Source organism: Streptomyces sp. DSM 15324 (assembly GCF_001514285.1).
Taxonomy (GTDB): Bacteria; Actinomycetota; Actinomycetes; order Streptomycetales; family Streptomycetaceae; genus Streptomyces.
In genome coordinates this window covers 777,060-791,338 of the sequence record NZ_KQ949024.1, presented here as the reverse complement: position 1 = coordinate 791,338, position 14,279 = coordinate 777,060, and the positions used below count along the sequence as shown (strand labels likewise).

The 14,279-nt window shown below is 72.4% G+C and carries 14 protein-coding genes; 7 read left to right on the top strand and 7 right to left on the bottom strand.

From position 1 onward, the window contains the following. The first annotated feature begins 50 nt into the window (after window positions 1-50). Window positions 51-551, top strand: a complete 501-nt coding sequence (locus AQJ58_RS09625) for a hypothetical protein (protein WP_067247350.1) — start codon at window positions 51-53, stop codon at window positions 549-551. A gap of 94 nt (window positions 552-645) precedes the next feature. On the opposite strand, the gene AQJ58_RS09620 is transcribed toward AQJ58_RS09625, so the two are convergent. Both AQJ58_RS09620 and AQJ58_RS09615 read right to left on the bottom strand, forming a co-directional pair. Then, window positions 646-861, bottom strand: a complete 216-nt coding sequence (locus AQJ58_RS09620; RefSeq protein ID WP_067247347.1) for a DUF397 domain-containing protein — start codon at window positions 859-861, stop codon at window positions 646-648. After that, complete coding sequence (locus AQJ58_RS09615) at window positions 858-1,811, bottom strand: helix-turn-helix domain-containing protein (protein WP_079078837.1); 954 nt, start codon at window positions 1,809-1,811, stop codon at window positions 858-860. Before AQJ58_RS09615 ends, AQJ58_RS09620 begins: the two co-directional genes overlap by 4 nt. Window positions 1,812-2,005: 194 nt before the next feature. On the opposite strand from AQJ58_RS09615, the gene AQJ58_RS09610 reads away from it, so the two are divergent. The 3 genes from AQJ58_RS09610 to AQJ58_RS09600 all read left to right on the top strand — a co-directional run bounded on the left by AQJ58_RS09610 (window position 2,006) and on the right by AQJ58_RS09600 (window position 5,563). Next, window positions 2,006-2,500, top strand: a complete 495-nt coding sequence (locus AQJ58_RS09610) for an ATP-binding protein (protein WP_324613750.1) — start codon at window positions 2,006-2,008, stop codon at window positions 2,498-2,500. Window positions 2,501-2,591: 91 nt separating this feature from the next. Then, window positions 2,592-5,111, top strand: coding sequence for an AAA family ATPase (locus AQJ58_RS09605; protein ID WP_067247342.1), 2,520 nt, complete (start codon window positions 2,592-2,594; stop codon window positions 5,109-5,111). Next, window positions 5,111-5,563, top strand: coding sequence for a hypothetical protein (locus AQJ58_RS09600; protein ID WP_067247339.1), 453 nt, complete (start codon window positions 5,111-5,113; stop codon window positions 5,561-5,563). Before AQJ58_RS09605 ends, AQJ58_RS09600 begins: the two co-directional genes overlap by 1 nt. Window positions 5,564-5,588: 25 nt before the next feature. Here AQJ58_RS09600 and AQJ58_RS09595 read toward each other — a convergent pair whose 3' ends face one another. Beyond that, a complete protein-coding gene (locus AQJ58_RS09595; protein WP_067247337.1) occupies window positions 5,589-6,392 on the bottom strand; it encodes a VOC family protein in 804 nt (267 codons plus the stop codon). 220 nt (window positions 6,393-6,612) lie between these two features. Here AQJ58_RS09595 and AQJ58_RS09590 point away from each other — a divergent pair, with 220 nt between their 5' ends. Beyond that, a complete protein-coding gene (locus AQJ58_RS09590; RefSeq protein WP_067247334.1) occupies window positions 6,613-7,464 on the top strand; it encodes a sulfurtransferase in 852 nt (283 codons plus the stop codon). Between the two features lie 137 nt (window positions 7,465-7,601). Here AQJ58_RS09590 and sepH read toward each other — a convergent pair whose 3' ends face one another. The 3 genes from sepH to AQJ58_RS09575 all read right to left on the bottom strand — a co-directional run bounded on the left by sepH (window position 7,602) and on the right by AQJ58_RS09575 (window position 11,623). Next, window positions 7,602-8,639: a septation protein SepH gene (gene sepH, locus AQJ58_RS09585; protein ID WP_067247331.1), complete on the bottom strand. Its 1,038-nt coding sequence runs from the start codon at window positions 8,637-8,639 to the stop codon at window positions 7,602-7,604. 466 nt (window positions 8,640-9,105) lie between these two features. After that, complete coding sequence (locus tag AQJ58_RS09580) at window positions 9,106-10,425, bottom strand: D-arabinono-1,4-lactone oxidase (RefSeq protein WP_067247328.1); 1,320 nt, start codon at window positions 10,423-10,425, stop codon at window positions 9,106-9,108. Further along, window positions 10,385-11,623, bottom strand: a complete 1,239-nt coding sequence (locus AQJ58_RS09575; protein WP_067247799.1) for an MFS transporter — start codon at window positions 11,621-11,623, stop codon at window positions 10,385-10,387. Before AQJ58_RS09575 ends, AQJ58_RS09580 begins: the two co-directional genes overlap by 41 nt. A gap of 287 nt (window positions 11,624-11,910) precedes the next feature. Between AQJ58_RS09575 and AQJ58_RS09570 the strand changes: the two genes are divergently transcribed. Then, window positions 11,911-13,038, top strand: coding sequence for a ferrochelatase (locus AQJ58_RS09570; protein WP_067247325.1), 1,128 nt, complete (start codon window positions 11,911-11,913; stop codon window positions 13,036-13,038). Between the two features lie 8 nt (window positions 13,039-13,046). Beyond that, window positions 13,047-13,862: an inositol monophosphatase family protein gene (locus tag AQJ58_RS09565; RefSeq protein WP_067247323.1), complete on the top strand. Its 816-nt coding sequence runs from the start codon at window positions 13,047-13,049 to the stop codon at window positions 13,860-13,862. 85 nt (window positions 13,863-13,947) lie between these two features. On the opposite strand, the gene AQJ58_RS43805 is transcribed toward AQJ58_RS09565, so the two are convergent. Further along, window positions 13,948-14,121, bottom strand: a complete 174-nt coding sequence (locus tag AQJ58_RS43805; RefSeq protein ID WP_199844554.1) for a hypothetical protein — start codon at window positions 14,119-14,121, stop codon at window positions 13,948-13,950. Window positions 14,122-14,279 lie beyond the last annotated feature (158 nt).

Sequence of the window (14,279 nt, the reverse complement as noted above, 5' to 3'; positions counted from 1 at the left end):
GCCGCTCTCGCGCGCGCGAGAGCGGCCCGCCCCCTTGGCGAAAGGCGCATATGAGCTGGTCAGGGCACTTCCACGGGTTCGGGCCATGGATCGGGTCTCCGGAGAGCTACCACCGCGAGGGCGACCGGCGACCGCCCCATCCCAACCCTCCGCCGGCGCCGGCCTCCGACGACGACAAGAAGGCGAAGGAAGCACTCGCCCGCTACCGCGAGGTCGCGGCCGAGTTCCCCGTCTCCTCGCTGCCGCCGATGATGTCGGGTCACTGGCTCATGAAGCGCAACCAGGCCTCCCCCGAGCGCACATGGACCGACGCGGCAACCGCCGTGGACTGGCTGACGAAGCACTTCCTCGACAACCCGCCGACCGGGCAAGGGGAGGAGGGCCGGCCAGACGCCGGTCTGGACGGCAGACGCGCGTACGCGCTCGATGTCCTACCGGGCGGCGTCGACGTGAGCTGGGCGTACTACAACCGTTCGGGCAACATCGTCTCGCTCAACGTCGTGTGCTGCCCGAACGTCCATCACCCAGCCCTCACCTGCCCGCTCCGCTAGCGCACCGGGGTGAGCCCCGGTCTGGTGTCCGGATGCGACGAGAGCCCTGCCCGCCCGACAGGAAGGGGCAGGGCTCTTGCCGTGTGTACGAGCGTCAGACGCGCCGCTCCGACGCGGCCAGCCCGACGAATCCCACCCAGGTGTCACGCGAGACCGTGAGTACGGGCCCGGCGACGGCCTTGGAGTCACGGACGTGCACGACCGCCGTACCGGGTGCGACCTCTACGCATTCGCCGCCTTCGGCTCCGCTGTAGCTGCTCTTGAACCAGGCGAGGCCGGAGGTGGCGGTCAAGGACTCAGCGCTGTTCATAGCGATTCCAGCACCCCTTCGATGAGTTCCAGTGACTCTCGCGAAGTGAGAGCCTGTGATCGGATGATCCCATAGCGTGCGGCGGCGAGAGCTGTCTGTTCCGGGTCGGTCTGGAGGGCGCTGGTTCCTTGCGCCTCGGCATAGACGAACCTCTTGCCGTCCTTGCGCGTGACGATTGTGAACGGTCCGTCTACGCCCGCGTTGACCTGGCAGTCGAGCGACATGACTTGGATTGCGACGTTCCGCTTCTGGCCGATCAAGAGCAGATGCTCCAACTGCCCCCGCAGTACGTGCTTTCCGCCATACGGGTGACGCAGTACTGCCTCCCCGATCACGAAGCTGAGGAGCGGTGCGGGCCATCGGTCGAAAATGTCCTGGCGAGCCAGTCGCGCTGCGACCCGCTGCTCGATGGTCTCCTCGTCCAGGATTGGGCACCGCATGCCCAACACCGCGCGCATGTACTCCTCGGTCTGCACCAGGCCGTTGAACACGAGTGTGCTGTAGGAGAGCAGCTCAATGGCTTCCTTCTCCAAGGCCGCCATCCCCTGGAAGAACACCGGATACTGCGCCCGCTCCACCTGCTCCTTCCACAGGCACAGCAACCCGCCCGCCCCCAGCACCTCGTCCGCCCGCTCGATCGTCCGGGGTGACGGAATCCGCCGCCCCTGCTCGAACGACGCGACCGTGGACGCCGAGTACCCGATCCGGCGCCCGAACTCCTCGCGTTCCAGCCCCTCCCGTACCCGCAGCGTCTTCATGCTCTGCCCGAACGCGACCACGACACCCCGCCCGGCCTCCTCCTCCGGCCGCGGCCCGGCCCCGGACCCGGTTCCAGCCCCGTCGTCGCTGTCCCAGCCGTCCCCGAGGCTCACGACCGTGCCCTTGCCGTCGTTCTCCGGCTCCCCGGGAACCGTCTCGGCCCCCGCCACCGCGCCCTCGCGCTCCGTCAACTCCGTCACGCGCGTCTCCTTGCTTTGCCACGCCCCCACGCCCCCAACGTCCCGGACGGGACGCCGTAACGGCGCGCAGCACGTACACGCGCGTACAGCTCGCGTACAGCGGATCCCTGTCGCTGCGTCACCAGTAGTCACGCTACGCGACCGGGGGCACTGTCGTCGGCGGGACGACGAAACCCACAAACTCCATCCAACCCGCCTTCCCCGGCAGTCCCGGCGGTCCCGGCGCCCCCGGCGACCGCACCTTCGAGATGCGCTTCAGCTCCACGCCCCGCGGAGCCCGCCTCGCCCGCCATCTCGCGGCCGTACGCCTGGACGCGTGGGGCATCCCGTACGGCACCGACCCGCACGACGCGATCGTGCTGATCGTTGCCGAGCTCACCGCCAACGCCGTGCGGCACGGGCACGTCCCCGGCCGGGACTTCCATCTCCGCCTCCACACCCCACCGGACGGCGCCACCGTACGCGTCGAGGTCACCGACACCCGCGCCGAACGCCACCCCCGCCGCCCCCGTCACGCCCACCACCCCCACGGCGAGGAGGAGGCCGGCCGGGGACTGGTCCTCGTATCGCATCTCGCGACCCGCTGGGACTGGCACCCGCGCCCGGACGGCCCGGGCAAGACGGTGTGGGCCGAGTGCGCCACTCCGCGATACATGAACCAAGCACCTCAACTGACTTGATAACCAGGGTTATCGGGTCAGAGAAGTCGTACATCGCCGCCCCACTCCTACGGTTCCACCACATCAGCGACGGAACCCCGGGAGGCACCCCATGGACGCTACGCCCACCACGCACCCGCACCCGAACCCGCACCACGACAACGCGCTGCCGCTGCCCCAGCTCGTGGAGGCGCGCCTGGCCCAGGACCCGAAGCTCACCGACGGGGCGAAGGCTCTCGTCCGCGAGGCGCTCGGCGCCGCCGAAGACGACACGGGCGGCACCGGCGGCGCGGGCGGCACCGGTGGCGCGGGTGGCACGGGTCGCGCGGGGGAGTCCCACGCCCCCGCCCGTCCCGTCTACCTGGGGAAGATCACCGTCACCGGCTTCCGCGGCGTCGGCGGTGAGGCGCGGCTGAACCTGCGGCCGAAGCAGGGTGTCACCCTCGTCGTCGGGCGCAACGGCTCCGGCAAGTCGAGCATCGCCGAGGCCGTCGAGACCCTGTTCACCGGCACCAACGCCCACGGCGCCGGTCAGCACCCGAGCCACGCCGTCCGCTGGCGCAACCTGCACCGGGGTGAACAGACCGCCGTCGAGGCCAGGCTGACCGTCGAGGGCGACCCGTCGCCGAGCACCCTCACCCGCACCTGGACCGGCGACACCTTCGCCGAGTCGCGGGCCGTGCTCAGGCGGCCGGGGCACGGCACCGTCCCGCTGGAGCAGGTCGGCTGGGAGCAGGCCACGCGCACCTACCGGCCGTTCCTGTCGTACGTCGATCTCGGCAACCTGATCAACGGCAAGCCGGCCCAGATGTACGACAACATCGCCGCGATCCTCGGACTCGACCACCTCAACGCCGCCGTGCGGCGGCTGACGGCGGCGAGGAAGGAACTCGACGCGGCCGTGAACGCCGAGAAGGAGAAGAAGCCGCTGCTGCTCGCGGCCCTGGAGGGCGTCGGCCACGACGACCGGGCGGTCAAGGCCCTCCTGGCGATGGAGGAGATGGAGGAGAAGGACGGCGGGCCCGACTACGCCACGCTCGACGCCCTGATCGCCGGTGTGCCCACCGCCGACGAGGGCCGGCTGCGGGAGGCGCGGCTGGAGGCCGCCGCGGAGGGGCCCGAGCTCGACCGGGTCGGTGTCGCCGTCGACGCGCTGCGGCACGCCCTCGCCGACGTCGAGGATCTGAAGGGGACGGTGGCCGCCGACGCGCACAGCCGAGCCCAGCTGCTCCAGGCGGCCCTGAGCCACAGCGACCGCCACGCCGACGACACGGCCTGCCCGGTGTGCGGCACGGAACAGGTTTTGGACCGGGAGTGGGCCTCGCGCGCGGAGGCGCAGATCGCCGCGCTGCTGCGTGAGGCCGACGCCGTACGCGAGGCCGAGGCCGGGCTGCGGACCGCGACGCGGGCCGTGCACGACCTGGTCCTCCCGCCGCGGGAGGTCCCGGCCGTGCTCGGCGAGCCCTGGCGGGCCTGGAGCGACTGCCGGCGGATCACCGACCCCGCCGAACTCGCCGAGCGCGCGCTGCGGGCCGCGGTGACGCTGGCGGACGCGTGCGAGGTCGTGGCGCGGAAGGCGGGCGAGGAACTGGCGGCCCTGGACGAACGCTGGCGCGCGGTCGTCGGCCTGCTGGCCGAGTGGACGCGGCTCTCCCGGCAGGTCGCCGCCGAGAAGTCGCGCAGGACGGAGACGAACGCCGCGCTGACCTGGATCAAGAAGCTGACGACCGAGATCCGTGACCTGCGCCTCGACGCCTTCGCCGAGCACACGCAGCGGATCTGGGAGAAGCTCCGCCGGCAGAGCAGCGTCGACCTGAAGCCGGTCAGGATGCACGGCAGCGAGAAGGCGACCGTCCGCAAGCTGGTCATGGACGTCACCGTCGACGACGCCGAGGCCCCGGCGCTGAGCGTCATGAGCCAGGGCGAACTGCACTCGCTCGCCCTGTCCCTGTTCCTGCCGCGCGCCGCCACCGCCGACAGCCCCTTCGGGTTCGTCGTCATCGACGACCCGGTGCAGTCCATGGACCCGGCGAAGGTCGACGGGCTGGCCCAGGTGCTCGACGAACTCGGCCGTGACCGGCAGGTCGTCGTCTTCACCCACGACACCCGGCTCCCGCACGCCTTCCGCGGCCAGGGCCTGCCCGTGACCGTGCTGAAGGTGGAGCGCGGCGAGAGGTCCAAGGTGGACGTCACGGACGGGACCGACCCGGTCTCGGAGGCCATCGGCGACGCCTTGGCCCTCGCCAGGACCCCCAACTGCCCCGACGCGGCGCTGCGGCACGTGCTGCCGTCCCTGTGCCGCGAGGCCCTCGCGATCGCGATCGTCGAGGCGGCCTGGCTCCGCCGCAGCCGCACCGGGCATAGCGCCGACGCCCTCCAGGCGGCCATCGACCGGACCGACCGGCTCGTCCCGCTCGCGTCCTTCGCCCTCTTCGACGACGGTCTCGTCCACCACGACGACGAGGTCAGGAGCCGGCTGCGCGCCCTGTACGGAGGCGAGAGCACGACCCTGATCCACCAGTGCCAGCGGGGCGCCCACCCCGACGGGTTCCTCCCGCACGACCCGGTCGCCTTCGTCAGGAAGGTCGAGGACCTCGCCCACCGGATCCGCAAGCAGGAGGGGAACGTCTGATGCCCGCCACGCCCACGAGCGCCGACACCGCCACCGTCGCCGCACTCCTCGCGACCGCCGACAGCCTCCTCACCGCGGGCCTGGGCGGCCCGCTGACCCCGGGCAGCCGTGCCCGGGGTGCCGCCTACGCCCTGCGGATCGCCCTGGAGGCGGCCGTCGACGCGGTCCTCACCGCCGAGGAGGCCGGACTCCGCCGGGTCACCACGCGGGCGAAGCTCCTCTGCCTGCGCCACTACGCCGGCCCCGACCTGGCCCGCCGCGCCCACGCCCTGTGGAGCGGGCTCAGCACGGGCTGCAAGTACCACCACGACGAGATGGGCCCGAGCCACACCCAGGTACAGGCCTGGCAGGCGGCCGTCGAGGAACTTGTCACGGAGCTCGCCACGGAACGCGCCACGGAGCTCGCCGCGCCGGACACCGCCCTGGATCGCTCTCGGTCCCGGTCCCGGTGAAGTCGGCGGCGCGTCCGGCCGTGCCTCAGCAAGGCCCCTCGATCAGGGCGAAGCGGGCGCCCTCCGGGTCGGTCACGGTGGCCACGCGGCCGTAGGCGCTGTCGCGGGCCGGGCCGAGGACGTGGCCGCCAAGGTCGGTGACGAGTGCGAGGGAGGCGTCCACGTCGGCCACCTCGAAGTACGTCACCCAGTGCGGACCCCGGTCCCGGGGCAGGGCGCTGCCCACACCGTGGATGCCGGCGACCGGGTGCCCGCCGATGTGCAGGGTCACGTAGTCGAAGTCGGCGGACACCTCCGCCTCCTGCGTGTAGCCGAAGACCGTCTCGTAGAACTTGGTGACGCTCGCGGTCTCGAAGGTCACCAGTTCGTTCCAGGCGGGGGCGCCGGGGACCCCGGTGATGTTGGTGCCGCGATGGGCCGCCGCCTGCCAGATGCCGAAGACGGCGCCGGACGGATCGGAGCAGATCGCCAGCCGCCCGGCCTCCGCGGCGTCCAGCGGGCCGACCCCGATGGTGCCGCCGCACAGCCGCACCGTCTCGGCGCTCGCGTCCACGTCGTCGGAGGCGAGATACGGGGTCCAGGCGACTGGGAGATGCCGGTCCGGGGGCAGTTGGCCGATCCCCGCGACCTCACGGCCGTCGAGGAGGGCCCGGACGTAGGGGCCGAGCTGCTGCGGACCGGGCTGGAACTCCCAGCCGAAGAGAGCGCCGTAGAACTCCTGCGTGGCCGTCAACCCATGCACCATCAGTCTCACCCAACAGGGTGTACCGGGCGCGTACCGGGCCTGCTCTGCGCCCCTCGGGCCGGCCGACCCGGGTGCCTCGGTCATCGTCCCTCTCTCCCCGGCCCCTCGTGGTGGCCGTGTCGCTTCCGCCTTCGGAGGATGCCTGATGGGGGGTTTCCGCCGGGATACACGCGGTGGTCGCCGTAGGGCGACGGCCTGTACGGCATGTGCTCGGTCCCGTACACCCCGTGATCGACCCGGTCCGGCCGAGCAGAGTAGCCGGAGCGGGGCGTGGGGGCCACCCTCGTGCGCGAGGATGGGGACCATGAACGCCATCATCACCGCAACCGAACTCGGCGGCGACCTGGCGGGGGAGAACCCGCCCGTCGTCCTGGACGTCCGCTGGCAGCTCACCGTGGCGAAGGCGGCCGGCGAGCCGCCCTTCGACGGCAGGGCCGCCTACGCGGCCGGACACGTGCCCGGCGCGGTCTACGTCGACCTGGACCGCGAACTCGCGGGCGCGGCAGGCACGGCAGGCCGCCATCCGCTGCCCGATCTGGCGGAGTTCGGCGCGGCGATGCGCCGGGCGGGTGTGTCGGCCGCCCGGCCGGTCGTCGTGTACGACGGGGGACAGGGCTGGGCCGCCGCCCGCGCCTGGTGGCTGCTGCGCTGGACGGGTCACCCGGACGTGCGGGTCCTCGACGGCGGGCTGCCGCAGTGGCGGGGCGAGCTCTCGACGGACGTCCCCGCGCGCGTGGAGGGCGACTTCGTGCCCGTGGCGGGCGCCGCGGGCCTGCTCGACGCGGACGGTGCCGCCGAACGGGCACGCTCCGGGGTGCTGTTCGACGCGCGCGCGGGGGAGCGCTACCGGGGAGAGGTCGAGCCGATCGACCGGGTCGGCGGGCACATCCCGGGCGCGGTGTCGGCGCCCACCACCGACAACGTCGCCCCCGACGGCCGGTTTCTGCCCGCCGAGGAGTTGCACGACCGCTTCAAGGCGCTGGGCGCGTCCGACGGCACCGACGTGGGCGTGTACTGCGGCTCGGGCGTCTCCGGCGCCCACGAGGTGCTGGCGCTGGCGGTGGCGGGCATCCCGGCGGACCTGTACGTGGGGTCCTGGTCGGAGTGGTCCTCGGACCCGTCCCGGCCGGTCGCGGTGGGCCCCGACCCACAGTGACCTGCCTCGCATCCGGGGATAGGAAGGGGCCGCACCGAGCAGGTGCGGCCCCTTCGTACGTATGGATCGTCGTGCGAACCGAATTACCCGAACCGGCGAAGGCCGGGACCGTGTCGCCGTACGGCGTCCCGGTCCCGTCACTCCTGTTTCTTGCGGCGCGTCCCGAACACGATCTCGTCCCAGCTGGGCACGGCGGCCCGGCGCCCGGGACGGACCCCGTCCGCCTCGGCCTGCCGGTCGGTGGCGCCGATCAGCCGGTCGCGGTGGCTGCCGACCGAACGCGGCATCAGGACGTCGGCGTACGCGGAGCCGGCGGAGGCGGCCGGCGCCGGGGGCTCCTCGGCCTCCGGCTCCTGCTCCTCCGGCTCCTCCACGGGCTCGGCGGGGCGCTCCGGGACGACCATGTCGCCGCGGAAGCTCGGCACCGCCTCCAGCAGGCTGGTCAGCGAGTCCCGCTCGCGCTCGCCGATGCTCTCCTCGGCCGGTTCGGACGGCTGGGCGGGCAGGCTCGGGCGCTCCAGCGCACGGTCCATCGAACGGTCGCGCGGCAGCCGCGCGATACGGGGGACGAACGGAAAGCTGGGCTCCGGGGAGGAGAGGTCGTCGGACTCGCCGATCAGCGAGCGCGCCTCGTCGTCGACGGCCTGGACCAGCCGCCGGGGCGGGTCGTAGGTCCAGCTCGCCGAGTGCGGTTCGCCCGCGACGCAGTAGACGAGCAGGACCTCCCAGGTCCCGTCGTCGCGGCGCCAGGAGTCCCACTGGACGGTGTCCTTGTCGGCGCCGCGCAGCAGCAGCCGCTCCTGGACGGCCTCGCCGAGCTGGGGTCCCGCGGCGTTCTCGCCGGGCCTGCGGACGGGGGTCTTGCGGGCCCGCTCGGCCATGAAGGCGCGCTCCGCCAGCACCGGCCCCTCGAATCGGCGGACCCGGTCGACGGGGATGCCCGCCATCTGGGCGACCTCTTCCGCGGTCGCACCGGCTCGTATACGCGCCTGGATGTCTCGGGGGCGGAGATGGCTCTCCACCTCGATCTCGATCTGGCCGAGGCGGGGACGGTCGCCACGGACGGCGGCGCGCAGACGCTCATCGATCGGAAGCGTGTACTCCGTGCTGTCCGCAGCCTTCAGCACCAGCCGTGTGCCGTCATTCGAGACGGCCACGACACGCAGTTCGGGCATGGGGACCTCCCGGGTGGTGCCTGCCGACGTCACGTGCGTCGCTGCTTCCGCTAGTCGAGTGTGGCCTGCCCGGGTGCAGCCTGCCACAACCTTGCCGAGTTGCCCGGCGTGTCGGGCGCGGGCCCTGGATCGCCGTTATGGCACGGTTACCTATTCGCCACGCTAAGTGACCAAGGCCGTCACCGTGTGCAACTAGTCCCCTCCCGGCGGTCCAGCAAGGCCCAGGACACCCTGTAGGGGGCCCGGGCCCAAGGCTCGCAACAGTACTCCATTTGGGCCACGTGCGTGGATTGGCGCGCCGCTCAACTTCTGGCAAGAGGTGCGTCTTGGCCGCCCGTTACGCGGTTTCTGTGATCTTGAAAGTGGCACACTTCACGCAATCTCCCGAATCGGAGCGATCGGGATCGCGTCATGCGTTTTCCGCCACGGCGGCCGCGACCGGTCGCCGGACCGGTAGCGGATCGGGTCACGCCCCGAGAACCCTCCGGAGGTAGTCGTTCTGGAACAGGCGGCCGGGGTCGAGCCGGTCGCGCACTGCCGTGAACTCCCCGAAACGCGGATAGACCTGTGCGAAGTACTCCGCGTCGCGCGTGTGCACCTTGCCCCAGTGCGGCCGGCCCTCGTGCGCGGTGAAGATCCGCTCGGCGGCCGTGAAGTACCCCTGGTACGCCGTCCCCTTGGCCATGTGGACGGCGACGTACGCACTGTCGCGGCCGGAGGCGGTGGACAGCGCGATGTCGTCGGCCGGCGCGGTGCGCACCTCGACAGGGAAGCTGACCCGCAGGCCGGAGCGCTCGACCATCGCCTTCAGCTCGCGCAGCACCTCGGTGACGGCCGCGCGCGGGACGGCGTACTCCATCTCCACGAAGCGCACCCGGCGCGGCGAGGTGAAGACCTTGTAGGGGACGTCGGTGTAGGTGCGCGCGGACAGGGCCTTGCTGGAGATCTGCGCGATCGTCGGGATCGTCGCGGGCACCGCCCGGCCGACCCACTGCGCCACCTGGAACACGCCGTTGGAGAGGAACTCGTCCTCGATCCAGCCCGAGACCTGGCCTACCGGCTGGCTCGGGCCCGCGCTGCGGTTGTTGCGCTTGGTGTTGGTGTTCCCGGTGTGCGGGAACCAGTAGAACTCGAAGTGCTCGTTCTCCGCCCACAGCTCGTCGAAGTCGGCGAGGACCTTGTCGAACGGCATCGGCTCCTCGCGCGCGGTGAGGAGGAAGACCGGCTCCACGGCGAAGGTGATCGAGGTGACGACGCCCAGGGCGCCGAGGCCGATCCGGGCGGCCGCGAAGACCTCCGGGTTCTCCTTCTCCGAACAGCTGAGCACCGAGCCGTCCGCCGTCACCAGCTCCAGGCCCTTGATCTGCGCGGCGATCGAGCCGGAGTCACGGCCGGTGCCGTGGGTGCCCGTGCTGGTGGCCCCGGAGACCGTCTGCTCCATGATGTCGCCCATGTTGGTGAGCGAGAGGCCCTCGCGCAGCAGCGCCATGTTGAGTCTCTTGAGCGGGGTGCCGGCCTCGACCGTGACGGTCATGGTGTCACGGTCGATCTTGCGGATGCCGGTCAACAGTTGAGGGCGGATCAATACGCCGTCGGTGGCGGCGATCGACGTGAAGGAATGGCCGGTACCGACCGCCTTCACCTTCAGGCCGTCCTCGGCCGCCCGGCGCACGGCCGCGGCCAGCTCGTCGACGGAGGCGGGCATCACCTCCCGCGCGGGACGGGCGGTCACATTGCCGCCCCAGTTACGCCACGTGCCGTTCTTCCCGCTCGTTGTGGTGCTCAAGGGTGCCTCCCCGACCCGGAGCCGGCCTGCCGAGCCGGCGGTACCCGAGGAAACCGACCGCGACCGCGACGGCCCCGGACACCGCCGGAACCCCGTACCCGGCCTGTGCCCCGGCCGCGTCGATGACCCAGCCGGCGATGGAGGAGCCGAGCGCCACCCCGACCGCGAGCCCGGTGCTGATCCAGGTCATGCCCTCGGTCAATTGGGCGCGTGGTACGTGCTCTTCGATGAGGGACATGGTGGTGATCATCGTCGGAGCGATGGCCAGTCCCGCAGCGAACAGCGCCACGGCCAGAAACGGCAAGTTTCCGACCAGTAGGAGGGGGATCATACTCACGGCCATCATGAACACGCCCAGCAGCCAGCGCTTTTCCGGCGCTCCCCGCAGCCGCAGCAGGCCGAAGACGAGCCCGGCGACACAGGAACCGGCCGCGTAGAGCGCCAGCACCACGCTCGCCGCGCCCTTGTGGCCCCGCTCGTCGGCGAAGGCGACCGTGACCACGTCGACCGCGCCGAAGATCGTTCCGGTCGCCACGAACGTCACCACCAGGACCTGAAGTCCGGGCGAGCGCAGGGCGCTGCCGCCGCCGCGCTGCTCGCGCGGGTGCGGCACGGGCTCGGTGGCCCGCTGTGCCGTCAGCCAGAAGACCCCGACCGCGAGGAAGCAGGCCGCCAGCAGCGGGCCCGCCTCCGGGAACCAGACCGTGGACAGCCCGATCGAGATGATCGGCCCGAAGATGAAGCACACCTCGTCCACCACGGACTCGAAGGAGTACGCCGTGTGCAGCTGCGGGGTGCCCCGGTACAGGGCCGCCCACCGGGCCCTCACCATCGCGCCGAGACTCGGTACCGCGCCGATGCCCGCGGCGCACACGAACAGCACCCAGTCCGGCCACCGGAAGTGCGCGGCCAGCAGCAGCCCGGCCGCCGCGGCCAGCGCGAAGAGCGTCGCCGGACGCAGCACCCGGCGCTGGCCGTACTGGTCCACCAGACGGGATATCTGAGGCCCCGCCACCGCGGCCGCCAGCGCGATCGTCGCCGACAGCGCGCCCGCGAGGCCGTAGCGCCCGGTGAGCTGGGAGACCATCGTGACCACGCCGATGCCCATCATCGACAGCGGCATCCGGCCGAGGAACCCCGCGGCGGAGAAGCCCTTGGAGCCGGCAGCGGCGAACAGGGCGCGGTAGGGGCTGGGCACGGTGTCTCCGGTCGGTCCGGTCACGCGCGCGTGGCGGCTCCGCGCGGCGGGACAAGTGAGGCGGCTCGTCGGTGCGTGCCCGGTCACACCCGGTAAGGCGCGAAGGCAACCCATACAGCTTACGAGCCGGGCAACCCCCATGCACCGGCCGTACCGGCCATACCGGCCGGCACCGGCGCGCACGCCCCGCGGGCACCCCCGGTACGGCGCCCGGTGCGATGCCGGTGCGACCCCGGTGTGCCCCCGCCGTTTCCCCGCTGTCGGACGCGGGTGGCAGGATCGGATCCATGCCAGAAGCGCTCGATGCCACCCCCTACGACGCCCTGCTCCTGCTCTCCTTCGGCGGCCCGGAAGGCCCGGACGACGTGGTCCCGTTCCTGGAGAACGTGACCCGCGGGCGCGGCATTCCGAAGGAACGCCTCAAGGAGGTCGGCCGGCACTACTTCCTGTTCGGCGGAGTCAGCCCCATCAACGACCAGAACCGCGCCCTCCTGGACGCCCTGCGCAAGGACTTCGCCGACCACGGCCTGGACCTGCCGGTCTACTGGGGCAACCGCAACTGGGCCCCCTACCTCACCGACACCCTGCGCGAGATGGTCGCCGACGGCCGCCGCCGCATCCTCGTCCTCGCCACCAGCGCCTACGCCTCGTACTCGGGCTGCCGCCAGTACCGCGAGAACCTCGCCGACTCGCTGGCCGCGCTGGAGGCGGAGGGCCTGCCGCTGCCCCGGATCGACAAGCTGCGGCACTACTTCAACCACCCGGGCTTCCTTGAGCCCATGATCGACGGCGTCCTCCGGTCCCTCGCCGACCTCCCCGAGGACGTCCGCGACGGCGCCCACCTCGCCTTCTCCACCCACTCGATCCCCGACGCCTCGGCCGACACCTCCGGCCCCGTCGAGGGCCACGGCGACGGCGGGGCGTACGTGAGGCAGCACCTGGACGTGGCCCGTACGATCGCCGACGCCGTCCGCGAGCGCACCGGCGTCGACCACCCCTGGCAGCTCGTCTACCAGTCCCGCTCCGGCGCCCCCCACATCCCCTGGCTGGAGCCCGACATCTGCGACCACCTCGAGGAGCGCCACGCGGCCGGCGTCCCCGCGGTCGTGATGGCCCCCATCGGCTTCGTCTCCGACCACATGGAGGTCCTCTACGACCTCGACACCGAGGCCACGGCCAAGGCCGCGGAGCTCGGCCTGCCGGTGCGCCGCTCGGCCACCGTCGGCGCGGACCCGAGGTTCGCCGCCGCCGTCCGCGAGCTGGTCCTGGAGCGTGCCGCAGCCGAGACCGGCCGACCGGTCACCCCGTGCGCCCTGGGCGCGCTGGGCGCCAGCCACGACCTGTGCCCCGTCGGCTGCTGCCCGGCCCGCGCGCCCCACCCCGCCGCCGCCGGCGCCGACAGCCCCTACGCGTGAGGAGCCCCGTGACCGACCCCCTCCACGAGGACCTGCTCGCACTCGCCCGGGAGGCCGCCCGCCGGGCCGGCGCGCTGCTGCGGGACGGCCGCCCGGCCGACCTCGCGGTGGCCGCCACCAAGTCGAGCCCCATCGACGTGGTCACCGAGATGGACATCGCCGCCGAGAAGCTGATCACCGGCCTGATCTCCGAACACCGCCCCCACGACGGCTTCCTCGGCGAGGAGGGCGCCGCCAGCCCCGGCAGCACCGGCATCCGCTGGGTGATCGACCCCCTCGACGGCACGGTCAACTACCTCTACGGCCTGCCCACCTGGGCCGTCTCCATCGCCGCCGAGCAGGACGGCGAGACCGTCGTCGGGGTCGTGGAGATCCCGATGCGCGGGGAGTCGTACCACGCCGTACGCGGTCGCGGCGCCCGCGCGACCGGTGCCTGGGACGGCGAGCGGGAGCTGTCCTGCCGGGCCCCGGCCCCGCTCGACCAGGCCCTGGTCTCCACCGGCTTCAACTACGTCACCGAGGTCCGCACCCACCAGGCCGAGGTGGCCCGGCGGATCGTCCCGCTGCTGCGGGACATCCGGCGCAGCGGGTCGGCCGCCGTGGACCTGGCCGACGTGGCCGCAGGCCGCCTGGACGGCTACTACGAGCGCGGACTGCACCCCTGGGACCTCGCGGCGGGTGACCTGATCGCCCGGGAGGCGGGCGCGCTGACCGGTGGACGCCCCGGAGAGCGCCCCTCGCGCGACCTGGCCATCGCCGCCACCCCGGCCGTCTTCGAGCCCCTCCAGCGCCTCCTGGAGGACTTCGGCGCCTGGCACGACTGAGGCACCGGCGCGCACGCGAAGGGGCCCCGGCGCTGGATTCGCCGGGGCCCCTCCGTCACGCGTGCGAACGACGCGTACCAACCACTCAGACGCTCCTCGCGCCGACCTCCACACCGTGTTCGGCGGCGAGGCGTCGCAGGTCGTCGAGTTCAGCCTGCTCCACCTCGACGAGGAAGTCGTCGCCCTCGTCGAGCGCCCTGGTCAGATCGGACTCGGTCGCCCTTATGCGCTGCAGAAGTCCTGTGGTGAATGCGTCCATGCTGCGCCCCCTCGTCCTGGGTCGTGGGTCGATGGCACGGGGGTGTGCCGGTTCGGAAGGGGCGATCACGTCTCCAGTGGGTGCCCAGCGCTGCCCTGCCGGGCGGCGACGGTGCCGGACACCCACGCCCACTCTGCGGCAAGCGGACAGCGGAGTAC

Bases quoted from the DNA above. Each gene is read 5' to 3' on its own strand.
- AQJ58_RS09625 (WP_067247350.1), top strand. From the start codon at position 51: ATGAGCTGGTCAGGGCACTTCCACGGGTTCGGGCCATGGATCGGGTCT.
- AQJ58_RS09620 (WP_067247347.1), bottom strand. From the start codon at position 861: ATGAACAGCGCTGAGTCCTTGACCGCCACCTCCGGCCTCGCCTGGTTC.
- AQJ58_RS09605 (WP_067247342.1), top strand. From the start codon at position 2,592: ATGGACGCTACGCCCACCACGCACCCGCACCCGAACCCGCACCACGAC.
- AQJ58_RS09600 (WP_067247339.1), top strand. From the start codon at position 5,111: ATGCCCGCCACGCCCACGAGCGCCGACACCGCCACCGTCGCCGCACTC.
- AQJ58_RS09595 (WP_067247337.1), bottom strand. From the start codon at position 6,392: ATGACCGAGGCACCCGGGTCGGCCGGCCCGAGGGGCGCAGAGCAGGCC.
- AQJ58_RS09590 (WP_067247334.1), top strand. From the start codon at position 6,613: ATGAACGCCATCATCACCGCAACCGAACTCGGCGGCGACCTGGCGGGG.
- sepH (WP_067247331.1), bottom strand. From the start codon at position 8,639: ATGCCCGAACTGCGTGTCGTGGCCGTCTCGAATGACGGCACACGGCTG.
- AQJ58_RS09570 (WP_067247325.1), top strand. From the start codon at position 11,911: ATGCCAGAAGCGCTCGATGCCACCCCCTACGACGCCCTGCTCCTGCTC.
- AQJ58_RS43805 (WP_199844554.1), bottom strand. From the start codon at position 14,121: ATGGACGCATTCACCACAGGACTTCTGCAGCGCATAAGGGCGACCGAG.